General features: G+C 71.0%; 21 protein-coding genes. 14 read left to right on the forward strand and 7 right to left on the reverse strand.

What is annotated here, in order from left to right; genetic code table 11:
* Nucleotides 1–136: 136 nt before the first annotated feature.
* Complete coding sequence (locus J2S43_RS22360) at nt 137–964, forward strand: aminoglycoside phosphotransferase family protein (protein ID WP_442320069.1); 828 nt, start codon at nt 137–139, stop codon at nt 962–964.
* A gap of 305 nt (nt 965–1,269) precedes the next feature.
* Entirely contained in the window at nt 1,270–1,614 is a 345-nt protein-coding gene (locus J2S43_RS22365) for a hypothetical protein (protein WP_306832218.1), read from the forward strand.
* A 175-nt stretch (nt 1,615–1,789) separates the two neighbouring features.
* On the opposite strand, the gene J2S43_RS22370 is transcribed toward J2S43_RS22365, so the two are convergent.
* Both J2S43_RS22370 and J2S43_RS22375 read right to left on the reverse strand, forming a co-directional pair.
* Nucleotides 1,790–1,978, reverse strand: a complete 189-nt coding sequence (locus tag J2S43_RS22370) for a DUF397 domain-containing protein (protein WP_306832220.1) — start codon at nt 1,976–1,978, stop codon at nt 1,790–1,792.
* Nucleotides 1,979–2,106: 128 nt separating this feature from the next.
* The gene (locus J2S43_RS22375) at nt 2,107–3,009 is read right to left on the reverse strand and encodes a helix-turn-helix domain-containing protein (protein ID WP_306832221.1); all 903 of its coding nucleotides are present in this window, start codon (nt 3,007–3,009) and stop codon (nt 2,107–2,109) included.
* A gap of 368 nt (nt 3,010–3,377) precedes the next feature.
* Here J2S43_RS22375 and kdpF point away from each other — a divergent pair, with 368 nt between their 5' ends.
* The 6 genes from kdpF to J2S43_RS22405 all read left to right on the forward strand — a co-directional run bounded on the left by kdpF (nt 3,378) and on the right by J2S43_RS22405 (nt 11,758).
* Nucleotides 3,378–3,467 (forward strand): K(+)-transporting ATPase subunit F, encoded by a 90-nt coding sequence (kdpF, locus tag J2S43_RS22380; protein WP_306832224.1) that lies wholly within the window; start codon nt 3,378–3,380, stop codon nt 3,465–3,467.
* Nucleotides 3,468–3,478: 11 nt separating this feature from the next.
* Nucleotides 3,479–5,134 carry a potassium-transporting ATPase subunit KdpA gene (gene kdpA / locus J2S43_RS22385; protein ID WP_306832225.1) on the forward strand — a complete coding sequence of 552 codons (1,656 nt, stop codon included), beginning with the start codon at nt 3,479–3,481 and terminating at the stop codon, nt 5,132–5,134.
* A 77-nt stretch (nt 5,135–5,211) separates the two neighbouring features.
* Nucleotides 5,212–7,563 carry a potassium-transporting ATPase subunit KdpB gene (gene kdpB / locus J2S43_RS22390; protein WP_306832227.1) on the forward strand — a complete coding sequence of 784 codons (2,352 nt, stop codon included), beginning with the start codon at nt 5,212–5,214 and terminating at the stop codon, nt 7,561–7,563.
* A 5-nt stretch (nt 7,564–7,568) separates the two neighbouring features.
* The gene (locus J2S43_RS22395) at nt 7,569–8,411 is read left to right on the forward strand and encodes a potassium-transporting ATPase subunit C (protein ID WP_306832229.1); all 843 of its coding nucleotides are present in this window, start codon (nt 7,569–7,571) and stop codon (nt 8,409–8,411) included.
* A gap of 99 nt (nt 8,412–8,510) precedes the next feature.
* Nucleotides 8,511–11,081: a DUF4118 domain-containing protein gene (locus J2S43_RS22400; protein WP_306832231.1), complete on the forward strand. Its 2,571-nt coding sequence runs from the start codon at nt 8,511–8,513 to the stop codon at nt 11,079–11,081.
* Nucleotides 11,078–11,758 (forward strand): response regulator, encoded by a 681-nt coding sequence (locus tag J2S43_RS22405; RefSeq protein ID WP_306832233.1) that lies wholly within the window; start codon nt 11,078–11,080, stop codon nt 11,756–11,758. Before J2S43_RS22400 ends, J2S43_RS22405 begins: the two co-directional genes overlap by 4 nt.
* A gap of 38 nt (nt 11,759–11,796) precedes the next feature.
* On the opposite strand, the gene J2S43_RS22410 is transcribed toward J2S43_RS22405, so the two are convergent.
* Both J2S43_RS22410 and J2S43_RS22415 read right to left on the reverse strand, forming a co-directional pair.
* Nucleotides 11,797–12,144 (reverse strand): histone-like nucleoid-structuring protein Lsr2, encoded by a 348-nt coding sequence (locus tag J2S43_RS22410; protein ID WP_306832235.1) that lies wholly within the window; start codon nt 12,142–12,144, stop codon nt 11,797–11,799.
* Between the two features lie 111 nt (nt 12,145–12,255).
* Complete coding sequence (locus tag J2S43_RS22415; RefSeq protein ID WP_306832237.1) at nt 12,256–13,212, reverse strand: hypothetical protein; 957 nt, start codon at nt 13,210–13,212, stop codon at nt 12,256–12,258.
* Nucleotides 13,213–13,316: 104 nt separating this feature from the next.
* On the opposite strand from J2S43_RS22415, the gene haaT reads away from it, so the two are divergent.
* The 3 genes from haaT to J2S43_RS22430 all read left to right on the forward strand — a co-directional run bounded on the left by haaT (nt 13,317) and on the right by J2S43_RS22430 (nt 17,818).
* A complete protein-coding gene (gene haaT / locus J2S43_RS22420; RefSeq protein ID WP_306832238.1) occupies nt 13,317–15,983 on the forward strand; it encodes a cyclophane-containing RiPP biosynthesis TPR protein HaaT in 2,667 nt (888 codons plus the stop codon).
* Nucleotides 15,984–16,203: 220 nt separating this feature from the next.
* The gene (locus J2S43_RS22425; RefSeq protein WP_306832240.1) at nt 16,204–17,310 is read left to right on the forward strand and encodes an FxsB family cyclophane-forming radical SAM/SPASM peptide maturase; all 1,107 of its coding nucleotides are present in this window, start codon (nt 16,204–16,206) and stop codon (nt 17,308–17,310) included.
* 37 nt (nt 17,311–17,347) lie between these two features.
* A complete protein-coding gene (locus J2S43_RS22430; protein ID WP_306832242.1) occupies nt 17,348–17,818 on the forward strand; it encodes a GNAT family N-acetyltransferase in 471 nt (156 codons plus the stop codon).
* Between the two features lie 85 nt (nt 17,819–17,903).
* On the opposite strand, the gene J2S43_RS22435 is transcribed toward J2S43_RS22430, so the two are convergent.
* Together J2S43_RS22435 and J2S43_RS22440 are read right to left on the reverse strand one after the other, a co-directional pair.
* A complete protein-coding gene (locus J2S43_RS22435; protein ID WP_306832245.1) occupies nt 17,904–18,449 on the reverse strand; it encodes a PIN domain-containing protein in 546 nt (181 codons plus the stop codon).
* The gene (locus J2S43_RS22440) at nt 18,446–19,534 is read right to left on the reverse strand and encodes a helix-turn-helix domain-containing protein (RefSeq protein ID WP_306832247.1); all 1,089 of its coding nucleotides are present in this window, start codon (nt 19,532–19,534) and stop codon (nt 18,446–18,448) included. Before J2S43_RS22440 ends, J2S43_RS22435 begins: the two co-directional genes overlap by 4 nt.
* A gap of 373 nt (nt 19,535–19,907) precedes the next feature.
* Between J2S43_RS22440 and J2S43_RS22445 the strand changes: the two genes are divergently transcribed.
* Entirely contained in the window at nt 19,908–21,182 is a 1,275-nt protein-coding gene (locus tag J2S43_RS22445; protein WP_306832249.1) for an AAA family ATPase, read from the forward strand.
* A gap of 58 nt (nt 21,183–21,240) precedes the next feature.
* Complete coding sequence (locus tag J2S43_RS22450) at nt 21,241–21,570, forward strand: RloB family protein (RefSeq protein ID WP_306832251.1); 330 nt, start codon at nt 21,241–21,243, stop codon at nt 21,568–21,570.
* Nucleotides 21,571–21,874: 304 nt separating this feature from the next.
* On the opposite strand, the gene J2S43_RS22455 is transcribed toward J2S43_RS22450, so the two are convergent.
* Complete coding sequence (locus J2S43_RS22455; protein ID WP_306832253.1) at nt 21,875–23,494, reverse strand: PHP domain-containing protein; 1,620 nt, start codon at nt 23,492–23,494, stop codon at nt 21,875–21,877.
* Between the two features lie 125 nt (nt 23,495–23,619).
* Here J2S43_RS22455 and J2S43_RS22460 point away from each other — a divergent pair, with 125 nt between their 5' ends.
* Entirely contained in the window at nt 23,620–24,723 is a 1,104-nt protein-coding gene (locus tag J2S43_RS22460) for an esterase-like activity of phytase family protein (RefSeq protein ID WP_306832255.1), read from the forward strand.
* Nucleotides 24,724–24,762: the final 39 nt, after the last annotated feature.

The following is a 24,762-nucleotide window of genomic DNA, read 5'->3' on the forward strand; positions in this document are numbered from 1 at the left end:
CGCCCGCTGGCTGGCCACGCTGCCGGACCGCATCGAGGCGGTCGCGACGCGGTGGGCGCTGACCGTGGGCGAGCCCTATCCGCTGAGTTTCAACTGGGTCGCGCCGGCCGGCGATGACGCGGTGCTCAAGCTGGGCGTGCCGGCGGCCCCGCACCTGCGCGCGGAACGGGCCGCGCTCGCCCACTACGGCGGCCGGGGCGCGGTACGGCTGCTCGCGCACGACGACGCGGACGGCGCGCTGCTGCTGGAGCGCGCCGTGCCCGGCACCATGCTGAGCACGCTGGTCCCGCACGACGACGCGGCCGCGACCGCGGTCTTCGTGGACGTGGTGCGCCGCCTGCACCGGCCCGCACCGAACGCGGACGCGACGCCTGCGCCGATCGAGCGGCACGCGGACGCAGCGCTTGCGCCGGTCGAGCGGCACGCGGACGCGGCGCCTGCGCCGATCGAGCGGCACGCGGACGCGACGCCTGCGCCGATCGAGCGGCACGCGGACGCGACGCTTGCGCCGGTCGAGCGGCACGCGGACGACTTCGAGGCCCATCTGGCCCGGAATCCGGGCGACGAGCTGGTCGCGCGGGCGCTCGGCGTGCACCGCGAGCTGTGCGCGTCCACCACCACGCGGGTGGTGCTGCACGGCGACCTGCACCACGGCAACATCCTCGCGGCCACGCGCGAGCCGTGGCTGGCGATCGACCCGCACGGGCGGACCGGCGATCCGGCGAGCGAGGTGGGCGCGTTCCTCTACAACCCCGATCCGTGGGTACGCGACGGCGCGCTCACCCGGCTCGTCCCGGCCCGGATCGAGCAGGTCGCGGACGGGCTCGCACTCCCGTACCCCCGCGTTGTGGCCTGGGGTTTCGTGCTGTCCGTTCTGTCCTGGGTGTGGCACGTCAAGGACGGCCGCGACTATCACGGCCGCGAGCTGGACGTGGCCCGGCTGCTCCTGCCGAAGCTGCCGTGAGACCGGTCCCCGAGCTGGGACGATCGACGGCATGGCGAGGTGAAGGCATCGATCGGCGTGGCATCATCCGGCCATGACGCGGACCGTGACCGCGCGGTTCGGCCGATGCTGTGCCGGAATGATCCAGGCGTATCGGAGTGCCGCGACTTCCGCGATAAACAATTCCCAGCATCAATGCAATTGCGCTCGTGGCGTGCAACCACGCGTTGATGGGCTACGATCTGCCGTAAGACGAATCGTCGGCCAACGATCTGCAACCCGACGATCAGTCACCTTACAAGATCTGTCGGGGCGGTGGTCTCACCATGGCGAAGAGGACACGAACAAAGGATCAACCAGCGCAGGCGAACATCGAGGCCAGCACGGATGTCTCGGTCCGCGACCTGCTCGCGGTCAGGGTGTCCGTCACGGGCACGGGGCACCAGGCCACGCGGCCGATCGGCCGGTTCATCACGATGGTGACGGCGCTGTTGCCGACCACGATGTGCCTGGTCGTCTGCGTGGTCGCGGGCGTGGACGGCACGCTGACGCTGCTGTGCTGCGCGGGCGCGGGCGCGCTCACCGCGGCCGGCCTCTGGCTGGTCTCGCACCGCCCCCACAGCCGCGACCACACCTCGTCCACCGCCCGGAGCCGAGCCGAAACCCGGTGATCCAGGCGTCATTCACATCGTTCTGACGACGTGAATGACGCCTGAATCTCGGCCTGCCGGGCCCGTGCGCCCCGCGTTTCGCGCTGCGCGGCCGGCGCCTGGCAGACCGCGATCCGCGGCCTGCGACGCGAGGCCGGGCTCGCGCCGCGGGGCTGAGGTCGCGCGGGCGGGTGGGTCAGCGGGTGGTGACGAAGTGGAGGAACGCGGTCCAGCGGGCACGGTCGAAGGACAGCACCGGACCGTCCGGGCACTTGGAGTCGCGGACCAGGATCCGAGTGCCATTCGCCACGCACTCGACACAATTACCCTGTGCGCTCCGCGTGCTTTTCGTCCAGGTGCCGTCGGTGCGAACTCGAATGGTCATGAGCCCTCCCGCATAAGACCCGGGAGTCCCCGTCCAGAGCCACCACAGGACACCACTCCCGACGGCCGGAGCATACGCCCGGAACGTGACGTTTTGCCAGGCCAACCGAGCATCAATTCATTGAGTCATCAGATGAGCACGGAGTGCGACTCCAATCGATTCAAAGCCATGTCGATTATCACCGGGAGCATTTCCCGGGACGAGGCCCGCTTCTCCAGCGAGCGGAACCGGTCGGCATAGCGCACGATGGACTCGACGTCCTCCCGGAAGATCATCTCGTCCTGCGGTGACTCGATGTAGACCAGGCCGTCATCCAGCTCGTCGTCGAATTCCAGGATCACGAAGGGCGAGCGGATCGCACCGTAGAGCCCGGCGGCGAACGGCAGGATCTGGATCGAGACGTGCGGGTGCACGGCCAGCTCACGCAGGTGCTCCAGCTGCGCCGCCAGCACGCCGTCCGCTCCGGACTCGGCACCGGCCCGCCGGTACAGCACCGATTCGTCGAGAATGAAGAAGACGTCCGGCGAATCGTCACGGGCGAGCAGTTCCGCGCGCTCCATCCGCGCCTCCAACCGACGCTCTATCACGTCAGTGGGAAGCTCCTTGTCAGGTAGGAAACGCAGTGCTGAATACGCGTACTCCCGCGTCTGCAACAGTCCGGGGACGAGCTGCGGCTCGAAGTTACGAATAACACCGGCGCTCTCCTCGTGTTCGAGAAGCTCGGCCATTCCCGGTGACAGCGCATCCCGATAGCGCGCACCGATCTCGGAACCGGCGCGCGCCGTGACCGACAGCTGGTTGAGCATGTCGATCCGCGCCGGATCCGTGACACCGTAGTGCTTCAGCAGCGCCTGCAGGTCGGTGAACGAGACGCTGACCTTTCCGGCCTCGATGCGCATCAGTTTCGCGCTGGACCACCGCAACGCGTCCGCGACCTCGCGCTGGGTCATGTCACGGGCGACGCGGAGCCGGCGCAGTGCGGTTCTGAGGCGACGGCGACTGACGGCGGCGCTCTGGTTCCGGGGCATCATTTTCCCCTTTCGGCTGAGTGACGACTCCCCCACCGGCCGCACCCGCCACTGGCGTCACAGCCGGGGTCACGCAACAAACGAGCACGTGACGAATTGTCACATCACGATGCGTGACACCGCTACCTCGCATCCGTGCCGTGCACGGTGCCGTCAAAAACGCGTCAAGAAACCGCAGCGGCCCGTATGCAACGTGTCAGGTTTCCCCGATCCCGCTGCGACCAGGCGTTCCATTGCTCAGGCGACCGGCGCACCCGCCGGTCGGACGTACCTGAGTGAAGGAGTCGCACGATGCCTGACGTGGCGTTCGTGCTCGCGACGGCGGCGCTCTTCGCGGCGCTCACCCTGCTGCTGCGGGCGGTGACCCAGCTGTGACCGCGGTCAACCTCGCCGGCCTGGTACTGGCCGTCGGCCTCGCCGGATACCTGCTCGTCGCGCTGTTGTTCCCCGAGAAGTTCTGAGAGCCGCCGACATGAACAGCACAGTCGCGGGCGTGATCTTCGGAATCTCGCTCGTCGTCGCGATCGCCGCGGCCTACCGGCCGTTCGGCGACTACATGTTCCGCGTGGTCTCGCAGCGGAAGCACTCCCGGGTGGAGCGCGGCATCTACCGGATCATCGGTGTCGACCCGGAGGCGGAGCAGAGCTGGTCCGTGTACGGGCGCAGCGTGCTCGCGTTCTCCGCCGTGTCGATCCTGCTGCTCTACGGCCTGCTGCGCCTGCAGCATCATCTGCCGCTGAGCCTGGGGATGGACCCGGTCACCGACCATGTCGCCTGGAACACCGCGGTCAGCTTCGTGACGAACACGAACTGGCAGGCGTACTCCGGCGAGTCGACCATGGGCCACCTGGCGCAGATGGCCGGCCTGGCGGTGCAGAACTTCGTCTCCGCCGCCGTCGGCATCGCGGTCGCGGTCGCGCTGGTCCGCGGCTTCGCCCGCGCGCGGACCGACCAGCTCGGCAACTTCTGGGTCGACCTGACCCGGGTCACGCTGCGCGTGCTGCTGCCCGTCGCCACGCTCGGAGCGATCGTGCTGATGCTCGGCGGCGTCGTGCAGAACCTCGGCGCCGGCACCGACGTGACCACGCTGGCCGGTGCCACGCAGACGATCACCGGCGGGCCGGCCGCCTCGCAGGAGGCCATCAAACTACTGGGTACGAACGGCGGCGGCTTCTACAACGCGAACAGCGCGCACCCGTTCGCGAACCCGGCCACGTGGACCAACTGGGTGCAGCTGTTCCTGATCCTGCTCATTCCGTTCTGCATGCCGCGCGTGTTCGGCCGGATGGTGGGCCAGAACCGCCAGGGGTACGCGATCGTGGCCGTGATGGCGTTGCTCGCGCTGGTCAGCATCACGCTGACCACGGTGTTCGAGATGTCCGGCGGCGGGACGGTGCCGACCGCGGTGGGTGCCGCGATGGAGGGCAAGGAGACCCGGTTCGGCGTCTTCGACTCAGCGATCTTCGGTGCGGTCACCACGCTGACCTCGACCGGCGCGGTCAACTCGTTCCACGACTCGTACACCGCGCTCGGCGGCATGATGCCGATGATCAACATGATGCTCGGCGAGGTCGCGCCGGGCGGCGTCGGCTCCGGCCTCTACGGCATGCTCGTGCTCGCCACGATCACCGTGTTCGTGGCCGGCTTGATGGTCGGGCGCACCCCGGAGTATCTGGGCAAGAAGATCGGCGCCCGCGAGATCAAGTTCGCGTCGCTGTACTTCCTGATCACGCCGATCCTGGTGCTGACCGGTACCGCGCTCGCGTTCGCCACCGGCAACGCGTCCACCGCGCTGAACACCGGCCCGCACGCGCTGTCCGAGGTGCTCTACGCGTTCGCGTCCGCGGCCAACAACAACGGCTCCGCGTTCGCCGGCATCACGGTCAACACGCTCTGGTGGGACGTCGCCACCGGCCTCGCCATGCTGCTCGGCCGTTTCCTGCCGATCATCTTCGTGCTCGGCCTGGCCGGCTCGCTGGCCCGGCAGACCCCGGTACCCGAGTCCGAGGGCACGCTCCCCACGCACCGGCCGCTCTTCGTCGGCATGGTCGCCGGCGTGACCGTCGTGCTGGTCGCGCTCACGTTCCTCCCAGCGCTTGCGCTCGGCCCCCTGGCGGAAGGCCTGTGATGACCGACCGCCGCTCACGTTCCTGCCCACCGCGCGCATCCAGAGCGCTCGGCCCCCTCGCAGAAGGCCTGTAGACGATGACCACCACACTGGAAGAACCTCCGGTCGTCACCGGGACGACACCGAAGAAGACCGTCGGCGGCGGGCTGCTCGATCCGAAGCAGCTGGTCCGGTCGCTGCCGGACGCGCTGAGGAAGCTCGACCCGCGCGTCATGTGGCGCAACCCGGTGATGCTGATCGTGGAGATCGGCGCGGTCTTCACCACGGTCCTCGCGGTCACCGCACCGTCCGGGTTCGCGGTCGCGATCACGATCTGGCTCTGGCTCACCGTGATCTTCGCGAACCTGGCCGAGGCGGTCGCGGAGGGCCGGGGCAAGGCGCAGGCCGCGACGTTGCGCGCGGCCAAGAAGGACACGGTCGCCAACCGCCTGGTCGGCTGGAGGCCCGGTGCCAGGCCGAGCAGCTGGACCGACGAGGGCGTGGCGGCCGGTGAGCTCAGGCAGGGCGACATCGTCGAGGTCACGGCCGGGCAGATCATCCCGGGCGACGGCGACGTGGTCGAGGGCATCGCCAGCGTGGACGAGTCCGCGATCACCGGCGAGTCCGCGCCGGTCATCCGTGAGTCCGGCGGCGACCGCAGCGCGGTCACCGGCGGCACCCGGGTGCTCTCCGACCGGATCGTCGTCCGGATCACGCAGAAGCCCGGCGAGAGCTTCATCGACCGGATGATCTCGCTGGTCGAGGGCTCGAACCGGCAGAAGACGCCGAACGAGGTCGCGCTCAACATCCTGCTCGCGGCACTCACGATCATCTTCCTGCTCGCGGTGGTCACGCTGCAGCCGCTGGCGATCTTCGCGAAGGGCTGGCAGGCGGCGGCGCCGGACACGCTCGCGCTGGACGGCGACGGCGTCACCGGGATCGTGCTGGTCTCGCTGCTGGTCTGCCTGATCCCGACCACGATCGGCGCGCTGCTCTCCGCGATCGGCATCGCCGGCATGGACCGGCTGGTGCAGCGCAACGTGCTCGCGATGAGCGGCCGCGCGGTCGAGGCCGCCGGCGACGTCAGCACGCTGCTGCTGGACAAGACCGGCACGATCACGCTGGGCAACCGGCAGGCCTCCGAGTTCCTGCCCGCGCCCGGCGTCACGGAGACGGACCTGGCCGACGCCGCGCAACTGTCCAGCCTGGCGGACGGCACCCCCGAGGGCCGCTCGGTCGTGGTCCTGGCCAAGGACTTCGGCTACCGCGAACGCGAGGTCGAGCACGCCGTCTTCGTCGAGTTCACCGCCCAGACCCGGATGAGCGGCGTCGACCTCCCGGCCACCGGGTCCGGCACGAGGCCCGGCGCCGCCGGCACGACCCCCGGGGCAACCGGCGCGGAGACCGGCACGGCCAGCGCGGAGACCAGCGCAGCCAGCGCGGAGACCGCCACGGCCAGCGCGGAGACCGGCACGCCCAGCGCGGAGACCGGCACGGCCAGCGCGGAGACCGGCGCAGCCGACGCGAGCCGGGAGGCCGGCGCGGGTGGTGCCGTGCGGCGCATTCGGAAGGGTGCGGCCGGGGCCGTGCTGGCCTGGGTACGCGAGAACGGCGGCACGCCCGCGCCGGACATCGCGGACCTGGTCGAGCGCGTCAGCGCGTCCGGCGGCACCCCACTGGTGGTCGCCACGCACACGGACGGCGAACCGGCCCGCGCGCTCGGCGTGATCCACCTCAAGGACGTGGTCAAGCCCGGCATGCGCGAGCGCTTCGACGAGATGCGGCGGATGGGCATCCGTACCGTGATGATCACCGGCGACAACCCGGTGACCGCGAAGGCGATCGCGGAGGAGGCCGGCGTCGACGACTTCCTGGCCGAGGCCAAGCCGGAGGACAAGCTCGCGCTGATCCGCAGGGAGCAGGAGGGCGGGCGGCTGGTCGCGATGACCGGTGACGGCACGAACGACGCGCCCGCGCTGGCCCAGGCCGACGTCGGCGTGGCGATGAACACCGGCACGTCGGCCGCGAAGGAGGCCGGCAACATGGTCGACCTCGACTCCGACCCGACCAAGCTGATCGAGATCGTGGAGATCGGCAAGCAGTTGCTCATCACGCGCGGCGCGCTGACCACGTTCTCCATCGCGAACGACATCGCCAAGTACTTCGCGATCATCCCGGCCATGTTCGCGGGCATCCACCCCGGACTGGACGCGCTCAACATCATGCGCCTGGACAGCCCGACCACCGCGATCCTGGCCGCGGTCATCTTCAACGCGCTGGTCATCGTCGCGCTGATCCCGCTGGCCCTGCGCGGCGTGCGGTACCGGCCGAGCAGCGCCGCCGCGCTGCTGTCCCGCAATCTCTGGATCTACGGCCTGGGCGGCATCATCGCGCCGTTCATCGGCATCAAGATCATCGACCTGCTCATCTCGATCGTCCCGGGGCTCTGATTCCGATGCGTCTTCCCTCCTGGCTCTCCCAGCACCTCGCGGCGCTCCGCGCGCTGCTCCTCCTCACCGTCGCGCTCGGCATCGCGTACCCGCTGATGCTCGTGGGTGTGGGTCTGCTCCCCGGTCTCGACGACCGGGCCGAAGGCTCGCTGATCAGCAGAGACGGCACGGTCGTCGGTAGCGCGCTGATCGGTCAGCACTTCACGGACGCGGACGGCGACCCGCTGCCGCGCTACTTCCAGTCCCGCCCGTCCGCCGGCGGTGACGGCTACGACCCGCTGACCACGGGCGCGTCCAACCTCGGCCCGGAGAGCGTGGTCGACACGCCCGACGCGCCGAGCCTGCTCACCCGGATCTGCGCGCGAAGTCTCGCGGTCGGCGCGCTGGAGGGCGTGGACGGCTCCCGGCCCTACTGCACCGCGGACGGGGTCGGCGCGGTGCTGAGCGTCCACCGCGAGAACGGTCTCACCGGCGACGTCACCCGCGCGGTCAGCGTCAACCAGGCCTGCCCGGCCCAACCCTTCATCAACACCTTCGAGGGTACGACCGTGGAGTGCGCGAACCCGGGCGAGGACCACTCCGGCGGCGTGATCACGCCGGTCCGGGGCACGGCACCGGAGATGCCCGCGGTCCCGGCCGACGCGGTCACCGCGTCCGGCAGCGGCCTCGACCCGCACATCAGCGTGGCCTACGCCGAGTTGCAGGCCCCGCGCATCGCCCGCGAGCGCGGCATCGCCCCGGCCGACGTGGCGGCGCTGATCGAGGAGCACACGGACGGCCGCGCGCTCGGCTTCATGGGCGAGCCGGGTGTCGACGTTCTCGCGCTCAACCTGGCGCTCGACGCCTGACCCATGATCCAGACGTTCCCCAGGCCGCTGGAACAGCATGGGGGACGCCTGGATCACGATGCGGACGAAGACGCGGCCGGATGGGAGAGGATCAGGGGCGTGGCACGCGGACAACTGCGGATCTATCTGGGCGCGGCCCCGGGCGTCGGCAAGACCTACGCGATGCTGGAGGAGGCGCGGCGCCGGGCCGAGCGCGGCACCGACGTCGTGGTCGGGCTGGTGGAGACGCACGGGCGGCCGATGACCGAGGCGATGGTCGGCGACCTGGAGGTGGTGCCGCGGCGGACCGTGACGTACCGCGGTGTCGAGTTCACCGAGATGGACACGGACGCGCTGCTGGCCCGCCGGCCCGAGGTCGCGCTGGTCGACGAGCTGGCGCACACGAACGTGCCCGGCGGCCGGAACGCCAAGCGCTGGCAGGACGTTCAGGAGCTGCTCGACGCCGGCATCGACGTGCTGTCCACCGTCAACGTGCAGCACCTCGAGTCGCTCAACGACGTGGTCGAGGAGATCACCGGCGTACCGCAGCGGGAGACCGTCCCGGACGAGATCGTGCGCGCGGCCGAGCAGGTGGAGCTGGCCGACCTGACGCCGGAGGCGCTGCGCCGCCGGATGGCGCACGGCAACGTCTACCGGCCGGAGAAGATCGACGCGGCGCTCGGCAACTACTTCCGGCTCGGCAACCTGACCGCGCTGCGCGAGCTGGCGCTGCTCTGGCTGGCCGGCAAGGTCGACGACCAGCTCGACCGGTACCGCTCCGAGCACGAGATCGCCACCACCTGGGAGACCCGCGAGCGCGTGGTGGTCGCGCTGACCGGCGGCCCGGAGGGCGAGACGCTGATCCGCCGCGCCGCCCGGATCGCGGACCGGACCAAGGGCGCGGAACTGCTCGCGGTGCACGTGGCCCGCAACGACGGCCTGGCCGGCGCGGATCCGGCGCTGCTGGCCAAGCAGCGGGTGCTGGTGGAGAGCGTCGGCGGCACGTACCACCAGGTGGTCGGCGGTGACGTGCCGGACGCGCTGCTCACGTTCGCACGCGGCGTGAACGCCACCCAGCTGGTGCTCGGCGCCAGCCGGCGCGGCCGGTTCGCCCGGCTGCTCTCCCCCGGCGTCGGCGTCACCACCACGGCCCGGTCCGGCAGCATCGACGTGCACCTGGTCACGCACGAGCGGGCCGGGCACGGGCGAGCCGCGTTCGACGGCAGCACCGCGCTGTCCCGCCGCCGCCGGATCGCCGGGTTCGTGCTCGCGATCGCCGGGATGCCGCTGCTCACGGCCGGCGTGCACTACCTGCCGGAGAGCCTGACGCTGGACATCCTGATCTTCCTGGCCGCGTCCGTCGGCGTGGCGCTGGTCGGCGGTCTCTGGCCCGCGCTGGTCGCGGCCGTCGGCGGATCGCTGCTGCTCAACTACTACTTCACGTCGCCGACCGGCCGGTTCACCATCGCGGAGCCGGACAACCTGATCGCGCTCATCATCTTCGTGCTGGTCGCGGCGTCGGTCAGCGCGGTCGTCGACCTGGCCGCGCGGCGCACCCGGGAGGCGGCCCGGGCCAGCGCCGAGGCGACCACGCTCGCGCTGGTCGCGGGCAGCGTGCTGCGCGGTGCCCGGCCGCTGACCGCGCTGCTGGAGCGATTGCAGGAGACATTCGGCTTCACCGCGGTCACGCTGCTGGAACGCGACCCGGACGCGGGCAGCCGGCCGGACGCGCAACACGACCCGCAGGCCTGGAAGGTGGTGGCCGGCGTCGGCGGGCCGCCGTGCGCCGCGCCCGCGGAGGCCGAGGTGGACGTGCCGATCAACGAGTCGCTGAGCCTGGCGCTGCGCGGCGCGCCGCTGGCCGCGGACGACCGGCGGATCGTGGAGGCGTTCGCCGCGCAGGCCGCGCTCGCGCTCCGCCAGGAACGCCTGGCCGCCGAGGCCGCCACCGCGAAGCCGCTCGCGGCCGCGGACCGGATGCGCACCGCACTGCTCGCCGCGGTCAGCCACGACCTGCGCACGCCGCTCGCCTCCGCGAAGGCCGCGGTCACCAGCCTGCGCAGCGCGTCCGGCGAGCACGCGGAGGTCGAGTTCGACGACGAGGACCGCGACGAGCTGCTCGCCACCGCGGACGAGTCGCTCGACCAGCTCGGCCGGCTGGTCGCGAACCTGCTGGACATGAGCCGGTTGCAGGCCGGCGTGCTCGGGCTGTCGCTGATCGAGCTGGGGCTGGAGGACGCGGTGCCGCGCGCGCTCGACGAGATCGGGCCGGCCGCGCACGACGTGCGGGTGCACATCCCGCCGGACCTGCCCGAGGTCGCCGCCGACCCGGGCCTGCTCGAACGGGTGCTGGTCAACCTGGTGGCGAACGCGCTGCGCTACTCCCCCGCGGACTCCCCGCCGGTGGTCGCGGCCAGCACGCACGGCGGCGAGGTGGAGCTGCGCGTGATCGACACCGGGCCGGGCATCCCGGAGGAGGAGTGGGACACCGTGTTCCTGCCGTTCCAGCGGCTCGGCGACCGCGACAACCACACCGGCGTGGGGCTCGGGCTGGCGCTCTCCCGCGGCCTCGCGGAGGCGATGGGCGGCACGCTCACCCCGGCCGCGACACCCGGCGGCGGACTGACCATGGTGCTGGCGCTCCCGGCCGTACCCTCGGACGGCCTCGATCCGGTCTTGGAGAACGAATGACCCGCATCCTCGTCGTCGACGACGAGCCCCAGATCCTCCGCGCGCTGCGGATCAACCTCAAGGCGCGGGGGTACGCCGTGGAGGTCGCCCCGGACGGCGGCTCGGCGCTGCGCGCGGTCGCGCAGGCACACCCCGACCTGATCGTGCTGGACCTGGGCCTGCCCGACATGGACGGCGTCGAGGTGATCCGCGGTGTGCGGGGCTGGACCGCGGTGCCGGTGATCGTGCTGTCCGGGCGCGCCAGCAGCGAGGAGAAGGTCGCGGCGCTGGACGCGGGCGCGGACGACTACATCACGAAACCGTTCGGCATCGAGGAACTGCTCGCCCGGATCCGCGCCGTGACCCGGCGGATCAACACGACCGGCGAGGCCGCGCCGGTCGCCCGGATCGGGCGGTGGACCGTCGACCTCGCGGACCGCACGGTGCGCGGGGACGACGGCGCGCAGCTGCGGCTGACGCCCACCCAGTGGCACATTCTGGAAATCATGCTGCGCAATCCGGGCAAGCTGATCAGCCAGCGGCAACTGTTGCAGGAGGTGTGGGGGCCGCAATTCCAGACGGAGACGAACTACCTGCGCCAGTATCTGGCGCAACTCCGCCGCAAGCTGGAGGACGACCCCGCCCGCCCCCGGCATCTGATCACCGAGCCGGGGATGGGCTATCGGTTCCGCCCCTGATCGCGGTATTCAGCACCGGCCGCCGGACAGCCGGCGGGTTACCGCTTGTTGAAGGCCTCCACCACGTTGGCCGGGATGCGGCCGCGCTCGGAAACGTCGTAACCGTTCTCCGCGGCCCACTCGCGAATCGCCTTGTTCTGATCGCGATTCGACCGGACGGTGCCACCGGCGACGCGACGGCCACCGCGCTGCGCGGTCACCGCACCGCTGCGGCCCACGCGCGTGCCGGCCGCGATGTACGGATCGAGAAGCTTGCGCAGCTTGCCGGCGTTCTTCTCGGAAAGGTCAATGGTGTAGGTCACGTCGTCCAGCGCGAACTCGACGGTACGGTCAGCCTCGCTGCCGTCGAGGTCGTCGGTCAACAGCGTGATGACTTGCTTAGCCACGGCGGCTCACTCCCGGTCAGGAAGAACAATGCAAACGGATGGGGTACCGAAATGCAGTCTGCCTGAAGCGCACAATATCCCGCAACCTGCCCGGAAATTGTCGGGTCGTGACTATTGCCTCGCGATCCTTTCGCGAACATCGTAAGCCCAGCTCAATCGAGGTCCAAACGCACCGGCCGGCGCCGACTCGTACCAGGCGATCGCCTCTTCGACATTGTTACGAGCTTCGATGAGATAACCGGCCTCGGCCAGGATCTGCGCGTGCTCGACCAGCAGATCCGCGAGATCACCCTCGGAAATCGGCCGCGCCCGCGCCACCCGCCGGGCGATGCCGACCGCCTCCCGTGAGTCCGTCACCGCCGCGCCGGACCGGCCCGCCAGGCTGTTCGCGGCCGCGAGGTTGCGCAACGCCGTCACGAACGCCGGGCCGTCCACCAGCAACTCCCAGCCTGCGGGAATCGGCCCGGCATTCGACGGCGTGAAGAGCACCTCGCCACTTTCGTCCGCCGCCCGGAACAGGTCCGCCGCCTCCGCCATCGCCTCGGTGGCATGATCCCGCTCGCCGGCGTCCGCCAGCATTTCCCCGAAGCGGACGAGTGTGCGCGCCAGCCCGGCGCGATGCCGCGGCGCGTCGAAGAGGGTTTCCCGATACTGACGGACCGCCTCCGCGATCGGCTCGCGCGCCTCACCCTTCCGGCCGGACGCTTCAATGGCCGCACCCAGGCGCACCAGCGCATCCGCCAGATACGGCCGGTAAAACGCCGGATCGGCCGGCACCAGCTCCCGGAAGAGCGCCGCCGACTCCGCCGCCGCGGCCACGGCGGCGTCGCTTTCTCCGACCCGCTGCAGGAAATGCGACCGGTTGTGCAACAGCCCGGCCGCCGCCATCACATGGGTCGCATTCTCCGGCGCGATCTCCCGCAGCCGCCCGATCGTCCCACCGGCGGTCTCGCTCGCCGCCAGCGCATCCCCGTAACGCCCGTCCGCGGCGGCCCGTTCCATCACGGCCACCTCATCCCGCAGCCGCGCGGACAGAGCCCCTTCGGTCGCGTTCTCCCCGAGCACCATGCACTTCTCTATGCCCGCCCCCACCCTTTCCTATTCGGGTCGCCAGGAACCCGGCCGGCGTTCGCATCCGTCGTCAGTTGTCGATATGCCCTAAGCTGCCGATCGTGAAGTTGCGACGAGTAACCGTGGTGGCACTCATCGCCGCCGGGGTCGCCACGGTGACGTTGATGATCGGCCTGGTCACGAACGCGGCCTCCGCGCAGCAGCGCTGGCCCGGCCCACTCGCGTTGGTGCAGCAACATCCCTGGCAGTCCTTCGCCCTGCTGGCCATTGCGGCGGTGGCCCTCGCGGCACTGTCCCAGGCGCTGTCGGAGTCCGGTCATGAGTCGCAGGGCAACGTCACGGGGCCGGAGGACCCGTCGCGACGATTCGTGGAGGGCGCCGCCGTCCTGCGCACCCTCCCGCACGACGTCACCGGATTCACCAATCGGCACGACGAACTCCAGCAGGTCGTCGTGGACGCGAAGAACGGCGGTGCCGCCACGGTGATCCGGACCATCGACGGCATGCCCGGCGTCGGCAAGACCGCGTTCGCCATCCACGCCGGCCATCTGCTCGCGCCGAAGTTCCCCGACGGCCAGCTCTTCCTGAACCTGAACGGGCACACGCCCGGCCGCGAACCGGTCCGCCCGGCGGATGCATTGACGTCCCTGCTGCTGGCGGACGGTGTCACGCCGCAGCAGATCCCGAACAGCGACGACATCTGGGCCGCGACCGAGGCTCGGGCCGCACTGTGGCGCAGCCGCATCGCCGACCGGCGGCTACTGCTGATCCTGGACAACGCGGCCACGTTCGCACAGATAGAGCACCTGCTGCCCGGGACCGGCGGCTGCCTGGTACTCATCACCAGCCGCCGGCGCCTCATCGCGCCCGACGCGGCGGGGCTGCAGATGGACGCGTTGTCGGCCGCCGACGCGGAGGCGCTGTTCGTCCGGCTCGCCGGGCGTGGGCACCTGGATCCCGCGGCAGTGGCCGACCTGGTGACGGCTGCTGGCCGCCTCCCCCTGGCGGTCTCACTACTCGCGGCGCGGCTGCGGCATCACCCCGCCTGGTCCGCCGCGGATCTTCGAGACCGGCTGACGGCCGCGCAGCACCGGTTGACCGAACTGCGTGCGGGAGAACGGGCGGTGGCGGCCGCGTTCGACCTGTCGTACCAGGATCTCCCGCCGGAGCGGCAGCGCTTCTTCCGCACGCTGAGCCTCTTCCCCGGGCTCGACGTGGGCGAGGACGCCGCGGCCGCGCTGTGCGGCGTGTCACCGCAGTCGGCGCGGGCCGAGCTCGACGCGCTGTACTCCGATCACTTGCTGGACGAGACCGCGCCGGGACGGTACCGCTTTCACGACCTGGTCAAGGAGTATGGACACAGCCTGGGGGAGGGCGACGGACAGGAGGAAATCATGTCGGTCGAGCGCCTCGCACAGCACTATCTGCACACCATCGAAGCGGCCAACACCCACATCCGCCGGGGTGCCGTTCCGGTGACCACCCGCTTCGCGGACTCCCGCGCTGCGACCGCGTGGCTGGAGGACGAACGGGCGAACGTGCTGGCGTGCGTCCACGACTGCGTCGGGCGCGGGATGCACAGCCTGGTGGTGAAGTTGGCCGCCGCGATGGCGCCCTATCTGCGGCACTCCGGCCCGTTTGATCAGGCCGCGGAGCTGCACCGGACGGCGGCGGCGTCGGCGTCCCGGTCCGGCAGCCCGGCGGCCGAGGCCGAGGCGCTGGCCGACCTCGGCCTGACGCTGCGGCTGATGGCCGACTACCGGGCAGCGACGGAGTCACTGCGGGCCGCGCTCGCCCGCTATCGCGATCTCGGTGACGCCGCCGGGCAGGCGGGCGTGCTCAACCAGATCGGCATCGTGGACTACCTGACGGCGGACTACGCCGCTGCCGCACAGGCCCAGTTCGAGGCACTGCGGCTGTGCCGCGGCACCGGCGACCTGCTCGGCCAGGCGAACGCACTGGCGGACCTCGGCATGGTCCGGCGGATGACCGGCGACCTGCCGGAGTCCGCCGTGGCGCAGGAGGAGGCGCTGCGGCTGTATCGCCGGATCGGCGACCGGTACGGGGAGGCGAACGCGCTCCGCGACCTGGGCATCGTCCGCTCACTGACCGGCGACTACGCGGTGGCCGAGCAGTACGCGCGGGAGGCGCTGGCCGCGTACTCCGAAATCGGCGATACGGTCCACCAGGCCTACGCGCTCAACGAGCTGGGCGTGGTGCGACGGCTCCGCGGCGACCACGAGGGCGCCGTCGCCGCGCACGAGGACGCGCTGCACCGATACGCCGAGGCCGGCGACCGGTTCGGCGAGGCCAACGCGCTCCGGCACCTCGGCGTGATCCATCGGTTGCGGGGCCGCCCCGCCGCTGCCGCTGACGCACAGGAGCGGGCTGTGTCCCTCTACCGGGAGCTCGGCAGCCGGGGCGGCCTCGCCGCCGCCACGACCGAGCTCGGCCTGCTGAACGACGACACCGCCGCACTGGACCGGGCCTCGGAGCTGTATCTCGAGCTGGGCGACCGGTGCGGGCAGCTCGAGGTGCTCAACCATCTCGGCGCCCGGCACCTCGCGTCCGGAGAGCCACACCGGGCGGAGAACCAGCACGAGGTGGCGCTCTCCCTGGCTCGTGAACTGGGCGTGCCGCTGGAGGAGGCCCGGGCGCTGCACGGCCTCGCGCAGTGCCATCACGCGCTCGGCCGCCCGCAGCAGGCGAACCGGGCGCTGCACGCCGCACGCGCTATCTACGAACGGCTCGGAGTGCCCGCGCTCTGAAACACACTCACCTGAATTCGCCATCCATCGATATGATGTCGCCGGAACGCCTTACGAGGGGAGCATTGATCATGCCGACGTCTGCGAAGGACTCCGCACCGAGTCCGGTTCTCACCACGGTCATCGCAAGAGCCCGTGCGAAGGCGGCCGCCGAGCGGTCCGGCTCCGCGCCGGTCGAAGCCGCTCACCCCGCATCGATTCGGCGCTGACCCGCCGGCCGATGCCATTCCGGACCTTCGTCCTGAAGGTGGCCAATCGGTGCAACATCGACTGTGACTACTGCTACGTGTTCAACGGCCCGGATCAGTCCTGGCGGACTCTGCCGGCCCGGATGAGCATCGACGTGGCCACTGCCGCGGCCCGCCGGATCGCGGAACACATGGCCGCGCACCGGCTGGACGCGGTCGATGTCGTGCTGCACGGTGGTGAGCCGCTGCTCGCCGGTCCGCGGCATCTCGGTGCCGTGCTGCGTGCGCTGAGCGACGGCATCGGCCCGGCCGCTCGCTTCGCGCTACAGACCAACGCAGTCCTGGTCGATACGGCCTGGCTGGACCTGTTCGACCACTTCGACGTCCGGGTCGGCGTGAGCCTGGACGGCCCGCCGGCCGCGAACGACCGGCACCGAGTCAGCCACCGGGGCCGGTCGACCGCGGCCTCGGCCGTGCGCGGCGTGCAGCGTCTGCAGGACCGCCCCGGGCGGCTCGCCGGCCTGCTCGCGGTGGTGGACCCGCGCAACGATCCCGCCGAGGTCTATGGATACCTGGCGTCGTTCGAGCCGCCGACGATCGACTTCCATCTGCCGCACGCGACCCACGACGATCCGCCGTCGCGCACCCGGCCGGACCAGCCGGAGTACGGCCGGTGGCTCGCCGACGTGTACGACCAGTGGGTCCGAGCCGACGCGTACACGCATGAGATTCGGATGTTCGAGGACGTGGTCGCGCTGAGCCTCGGCGCGCGAGGATCGGTCGAGACACTCGGGCTCGCCCCGTCCGGCGTCATCGTGGTCGAGTCCGACGGCTCCATCGAGGACGTCGACACCCTGAAAGCGAGCGCGGACGGCGTCACCGCACTCGGGCTCAGCGTGTTCACCCACGGCTTCGACGACGCGGCGCGGCACCCGGCCATCCGACGGCGGGAGGCCGGGGCGGCGGAACTCGCCGCCGAGTGCCGCCGATGCCCGCTGCTGGAGGTCTGCGGCGGCGGTTATCTACCGCACCGGCACAGCGTCGCGCACGGTTATCGCAATCCGTCGGTGTACTGCGCGGACCTGACGTTCCTGATCAGGCACATCCAGGCGACGCTGCCCGATCCCGCCGCGACGTAACATCCGGACGGAACCCGAGATGACGAGGAGACACACGGTGGCGGACATCGTCGTTCGTGACGCGGAGCCGGCCGATGCCACGGTCGTCGCCGAGCTGATCGAGGAGATCGAGCGGTACTACGGCGCCACGTCCGTGCAGCCGATCGAGGAGCGGGTGTCGCAGGTGCGGTCGGCGCTGTTCGGCACGCCGCCGCTCGCCTGGCTCGTGCTCGCGGTCGCCGGCGAGGAGGTGGTCGGCCTCGCGGCGTACTCGTTCCTGTGGCCGGCCGCCGGCTCGACCCACTCGCTGTTCCTGAAGGAGCTCTACGTCCGTCCCGCCGCGCGGCGGCGGGGCGTAGGCGCGAGCCTGATGTCCCGGATCAGGGAGATCGCCGTGGCCCGCTCGGGTTGCAGCCGGGTGGAGTGGATGGCGGACCAGGACAATCCGGGCGCGCAGGAGTTCTACCGCGGCCTCGGCTTCGAGGAGTCGGAGGGAAAGATCAACTACCGGCTGACCCTGCCGTCCTGATTCGCTGGGCGCCCCACAGTCAGCGGCACCGTGCCGGGAGCCGCGTTCCCACTTGCCCAAGCCTCCACCAAGAACGAAACGCTTCTCAGAGCAGACCATGGCGTGCCGCGAATCGGTGGAATTCGCCTCCGCCGCAGGGGAGCCGCATTCCGGTTGCGGACAGGCCCTCCACGAGATTTCCGGCGGCGGCCACGGTCAGTTTGCCGTCCCGGCAAGCTGACGCGAGCAGCCAGATCGTGCCGTGCACGTCCACGCCGTAGGTTCGAGCGGTCCGCGTCGCGTCGCGATCGTCGATCAGCGCGGTGATTCCCAGTTCCTCCGCGACCGCGAGTACGCTCGCCTCCCCGACGTGCCGTGAGCCCGCCCCGATCCGGCCCGCCCAGACCGTGAAGCGCTTGATCCGGTCGAGTGTGTCGAGTGGCACCGCCTGCAGCCAGTCGGCCTCCAGGATCTGCGCGAGTTCGGGGCGGGTGGCCGCGCCGTCGCGGATCTCCATGCGCACCGGTTCGGGAATGAAGGAGTCGAGGCCCGCGCGTAGGTCGCCGAGCACGTCGAGCCGGTCCGCGAGAGTGAAGTGGTTCAGGCAGGTCGTGTCAAAGACGAGGCCGGATTTGGCCGTAGGGGCGCTCATGGTGCCTCGTCCTCGTCGTCCAGGGGAGGCAGGTCGTCGCGTTCGAGTTGGCCGCGCAGCAGTTCGAGGGCCCGGTCCGTGGTGATCAGGGACTGAGCGCGGGCCTGCAACGCCGCGTGGGCGACGCCGGGTGGGACCCGCAGCCACTCCAGGTCGGGTTGAGGCGCCCAGCCGGTGGCGTCGAGCAGTTCGGCTCTGGTCGGTGTCTGCGGCTGCCAGCGGGCCGCGTCCGCCTGCGCGAGCGTTCCGGCGCGAACGGCCTGGCGGACCGCGAGCGTCCAGGAGACGCGGTACGAACCGGCGAGCCGGACCAGGGCCGTGCGGGTGAGGTCGCGGCCTTCGGCTCGGATCACGTCGGCGGGGAGCAGCAGTTCCGCGGCGTACCCGTCGATGATCGCCTCCCGCTGCGGGCGGGATGCGTGGACGCCGAGGTCGCTGGAGTATTCGTCGCCGAGGACGACGTGCCCGAGCTCGTGCGCGGCGGTGGCGCGACGCCGGCCGGGCGGGCCGAGCCGGCTGACCACCGCCGCGGCGAGATCACCGTCGACCACGGAGGCGCCTTCGCCGGGCAGGTCGACCACCGCGACCAGCAGGCCGGCGCGCTCGCACGCCGCCATCAGCGACTCGATCGGGCCGTTACCGAGATCGAGTCGCTCCCGGGTCCACCGCGCCGCTTCCCGAGCAGCCTCGTCCGTGGCGGCTCCGCCGTCGCGCGCCAGGATCGGCGTGACCGGCAGCAGCCCGATGCCGCGCAACTGCCGCAGGTCGTCCAGCCACCGGGTGAGTGCGAACTCCAGTCGAAGTGACTCCCGGCCGGCCTCGGTCACCTCCTCCTCGAAGAGCGGCGTGCGTCGGGAGAGCACCGGCGGCTGTTCGTGCACCAGTTGGCCGAGCGGAACGTCGAGCGCCTCGGCCAGGCGCACCAGCTCGACGGCATCCACCCGGCGCCCGCCAGCCTCGATCTTGGCGATCATGGTCCGTTCCAGGCCGACCCGCCGTCCCAGCTGGTCCTGCGACAGACGGACCGCCAGCCGGGCCTCGCGAACCCGGTGGCCGATCTCCGTCCATTCAGACTGCACGGTCATGGTGCGATAATCGCACACCGATGGCCACGCGGGTGTAGGTCGGCCCACTTACCGACGCTGCGTGGACGACCGCGAGCTGCCTCGATGGGCGTACCCGCGGTCGTCGTATTCGACGCGACCGTTACCGGAACAGGCGGGGAGGCCGCCCGCAGAAGCACTGGAAAGCGGTCACGCCGGGGATTCGTCAGCGGATGTCGATGAAGATCGGGTTGGAAAGATCAACTATCGGCTGACCCTGCCGTCCTGACCAGTGGACGACCCCACGAACACGAAACCGTTAGTATTTACCACCCTCCTGCGTCACTAATTGACGGAACGGCGGTGTAAACGGGTACAGTGTGCTCGTTGAGTCGCCCTAGCTCCGGGGGCCCCGGTGTTGCTCCGGTTTCGCGTCACGAACTATGCGTCGATCAGGGATGAGCAGGAGCTCTCCCTGGTCGCGCTTGATGAACATCGCGATCTCGCGACCACGGAGATGCCACTCGGGCGGGAGCGCATCCTGCCCGCGGCCGGGATCTTCGGGCCGAACGCGGCGGGCAAGTCGAACCTCATCAAGGCCATGGACTTCGCGCAGACGGTCGTGGTGGAGTCGCACCAGCACTGGCTGCCCGAGGAACCGATTCCCCGGTGGCCCTTCCGGCTGGACGCGGTCAGCCGGACGGCGCCGAGCACCTTCGTCTTCGACTTCGCGCACCACGACGTGCGCTACGAGTTCGGGTTCCGGCTCGACGACACGGCCGTCCAGGAGGAGTGGCTGTACTACTGGCCGAAGGGCAAACGCAGCACCCTTTTCGAACGGCATGGCATGGCGACGAGCTTCGGTCCGAGCCTGACCGGGCAGAAGGCGACGATCGCCGACCTCGTCCGGGAGAACAGCCTGTTCCTGTCCGCCGCGGCGGCGAACAACCACCCCCAGCTGAGATCCGTCGCCGCATGGTTCAGCTCGTGGAGCCGGATGTCCACCGGCGGCGTGCACACGGCTCCCAACCAGCCGCTCGACGACGAGGCGGTGGCCATGCTCCGCTATGCCGACATCGGCGTGATAGGTGCCGCCCTGGTCGAGCAGACGCCGGAGGAGGCGGATCGCGGGCCCGGCCCGGCCCGGCCACGTCGCGGACGCCGGGTGGGCACGCCGGCGGACACGACGACGTTCGCCCGGCTCGAGCTGCTGCATCAAGCGACGACGGACGCCGGCGGCGAGTTGCTGCCCTGGTCCTGGGAGTCCTCCGGGACGCAGACCTGGTTGCGCCTGAGCGAGGTCGCGATCACCTGTCTTCGCCGCGGCTCTCTGCTCGTGATCGATGACCTGGGATGCGACCTCCACCCGTTGCTGACGGCACAGCTCGTCGGCCTGTTCCAGGATCGCCGCTCCAATCCACGCGGTGCACAGCTGGTCTTCACCGGGCACGACGTGAACCTTCTCGGAAAGCATGTCGAGCACCGGCTGCGCCGGGATCAGGTGTGGCTGACGGCGAAGGACCCGGGCGGTGCCACGGCGCTCTACCCGCTCACCGAGTACGGCCGCGTGCGCGACGGAGTCGATGACGTGGAAGGCCGCTACCTCCGTGGGCGGTACGGTGCGGTGCCGTTCTTCGATCGAGAGCTGCTCGAAGGCCTCACCACGGATGCGAGCGGCCATGGCGCGTAGCAGCCGGCCGCTGTCCCGGCGTGCGGGAACCGCGACCGAGGCGGAGACGATCGTCATCGTGTGTGAGGGCGAGAAGACCGAGGACATGTATTTCAACGGCATACGCCGTGAGTACCGCCTGACCACGGCCCGGATCACCTTCATCGGCCTCGGTGCGGATCCGCTCACGGTCGTCAAGCGAGCCGAGCAGCTCAAGCCCGACTACGACCACGCCTGGGCGGTCTTCGACATCGAATCGGCCGGGCCGTACGGGAAGCAACACGCCGGCTTGGACGCAGCCGTCGCCAGGGCCGATCGGGCCGGGATCCGATGTGCGATCTCCCACCCGTGCTTCGAGCTGTGGCTGATCCTCCACTTTCCGGCTCCATGCGGCGTACCTCAGCAATGAGGGTGCACGCGCGATCGCCCGTGGTCTCCCTATCGACTACAGCGACAAGGGCTTCACTTTCGGCAAGGTCTGGCCACACCGCGGAACGGCGCTCGACAACGCCGGCCGGCTCGACAGGCGGCAGCGCCAGAACAATCCGAACATGCTGGACCGCAACCCGTGGACGAGCGTGCAGGATCTGGTGCGACAGCTGCTGGCCATCATCGACGCTCCTTCTCCCGACGAGCCGACGGCCGGGACCCACCGCGGTCGCCGTCGGTCTTGATGCGCCCGCCACGGATCCGGCGGTCACGCCGGGGATTGGTCAGCGGATGTCGATGAAGATCGGGTTGGTGTAGAGCCAGGTGTCGGTCCACGGGTCGCCGTTGCCGGGGGTGTGGGCGGTGGGGCCGTGCGGGTCGATGGTCTTGCCGAGCAGGCCGGGGGCGTGGTGGTTGCCGTCGCTGCCGCGCAGGCGCAGGTAGCCGGACTCGTGGGCGGCGCCGAGCGGGATCCGTAGCGTGTAGGTGCCGCGTTTGCGGCTGGTGTCCGCGGTGTGCACGACCCGCGTGTCCGGTGCCCTCCAGTCGTCGCGGCCGATGCCGGGGCGGACCGCGCCGCGGATCACGTCCAGGTGGGCCAGTCGCGGCAGGATGCCGTGGTAGTTCGGGCGGGACGACGCCGTGACCGTGACCGTCAGGGTGAGGCGTGCGCCCCGGCGCACCCGGAGCCGGCCGCCGAGCGTGACGCGGCGGCCGTCCGCCTCCAGGCGCACGTCGAGGCCGTCGACGAGCTGGCCGTGGTCGACCCAGACGCGGCCGGCCCGGAGCGCGTCCATGATCTGGCGGTGGCCGTAGCCGGTGACGCCGACGTGGGTGCGGCTGAACTGGCCGGGCCAGAGGTCGCTGCCGGGCTGGGCCGTGCCGGTCTCGACCGGGTCGGGGAGCTGACCGGTGTTGTCGAAGTTCTGGCCGGCCGGCCAATCGCCGTTGCGCAGCGTGTCGAACACGGTGCGGTGGTTGTCCGAGTTGCTGGTGATCGTGAACAGTCTGCCCTCGGAGAGCATCGAGTCCCAGAGGCCGCCGACCGTGGCGGTCATCCAGTCGAAGCCGCCGTAGGTCACGTACGCCTCGGCGGGGTATCCGGGCCAGGACTGCGCGGACGGCTTGTTCTCGTACTCGCCGCGGATGCCGGCCGCGCCGCGCAGGCCGGGAATGGCGGCGCCCTGGGCGCCGGGCGCGCCCTCCATGCCGATCATGATGTCCGGGGCCGCGTCCCGCCAGGCGCGCAGCTCGTGCGGGGAGTCGATGCCGAGCCGGGACGGGTGGTTCGCCAGGACCAGCACGTCCGGCACCTCGCCGGCGCGCTTGCGGGCGGCGAGCCACCTGATCGCGTCGGCGGCCAGCGCCTCGTTCGCGGCATTGCCGTCGGTCCGGCCGAGGAGCTTGCCGTCGTAGGCCTTCTCGAAGTCGCGCAGCACCGTGGCCTCGTGGTCGCCGGGCGCGGTGAAGACCGTGCAGTGCTCGGCTCCCGGGATGTACCACTCGAGGCCCTGGAAGATCAGCAGGCGTGGGTTCTCCGCGCGCGCGGCCTGGATCTGCTCGCGCTGCCGTATCGCGCCGCCGGCGTCCGCGTGCCCGACGTTGCTGTGCTCGGTGAACACCATCCAGTCCAGGCCGAACTGGGCCGCGCGCCGGGCCAGGTCGGCCAGCCGGTACTTGGCGTCGTGGCTGTAGACCGTGTGCACGTGGTGGTCGCCGACCAGCCAGGCGAGGTCCGGGTCCGCGTCGGAAGACGCGCTGGCCGGCGCGGCGAGAGCCACGGTGGAGAGCCCCGCACCGACCCCGAACAGCCCGGCGCGGCGCAGCAGACCGCGACGGGAGACGCCCTGCGCGTCCAGCTCGGACTCCGGCACGGCCGGGTCGGCCCACTCCGGCAACGTCATGACGCTCTCCCCAGGCAGCAGTAAAGATCAACAGCAACCTAGAGGGGGTACGTGAAGCGCCGGTGCACATCGATTGTCCGCAGTGTGCACCGCCAGTTCATGTCCGGCTGGCAGAACTGGCAGTCATGAAGCACAGAAGGCTCCTCACCGTGACCGCGCTCGCGGGCGCGGCGCTGCTGGCGGTCCCGCAGGCGGCGCACGCTCACGGCCACGGCACCGGTCTGCCCCGGCTCTCGCTGGTCGACACGATCTCCATCCCGGCCGGCACCACCCAGCTGGGCACCCCGTTCGGCGGACTGTCCGGCATCGACTACGACGCGCGCACCGGGGCGTTCACCGCGATCAGCGACGACCGGTCCGCGCTCGCCCCGGCCCGGTGGTACACGGTGCGGCTCCCGCTGGACCGCACCGGCTTCTCCGCGAAGGCGCCGCAGGTCACCGACGTGACCACGGTGCTGGACACGGACGGCGCACCGTTCGCGAACGGCACGGTCGACCCGGAGTCGGTCCGGCTCGCGGGCCGGGACCGGCTGCTCTGGACCAGCGAGGGCGCGGCGTCGACCGGGCTCGCGCCGATGATCCGGGAGGCGTCCGCGGACGGCTCGTTCCGCCGCGACTACCGGCTGCCGGCCGCCTACCTGCCGGCCACCGGCCGGGGCGTGCGCAACAACCTGGCGTTCGAGTCGCTGACGCTCTCCGCGGACGGCCGGTCGATCGTCGTGGCGACCGAGGCCGCGCTGGCCCAGGACGGCCCGATCGCCTCGCTCACCGCGGGCACCGGCGCGCGCGTGCTGGTGCTGGACCGGTCGTCCGGCCGGACCCGCGCGGAGTACGTCTACCGCACCGACCCGATCACGGCCGCGCCGACCGACCCGGCCAACCCGTACGCCGACCGCGGCCTGACCGAGCTGCTCGCGCTGAACGACACCGACTTCCTCGCGGTCGAGCGCAGCTTCGCCGGCGGCGTCGGCTTCACCATCCAGGTCTTCTGGACCACCACCCGTGGCGCCACGAACGCGGCCGGGCGGGACGCGCTGACCGGCCGTGAGCGGGTCATGCCGAAGCGTCTGCTGCTGGACCTGAACGCGACCGGCACGCAGGTAGACAACGTCGAGGGCATCACCTGGGGCCCGCGCCTGCCGAACGGCGACCGGTCGCTGGTGCTGGTCGCGGACGACAACTTCAACAGCTTCACCCAGTTCCACCTGCTGCGGTTCAGGGACCGCTGACAGCGCGATGCCGGCGCCGCACAGCGGCGCCGGCATCCA

Origin of the sequence: Catenuloplanes nepalensis, from assembly GCF_030811575.1 — a bacterium.
GTDB classification, from domain to species: domain Bacteria; phylum Actinomycetota; class Actinomycetes; order Mycobacteriales; family Micromonosporaceae; genus Catenuloplanes; species Catenuloplanes nepalensis.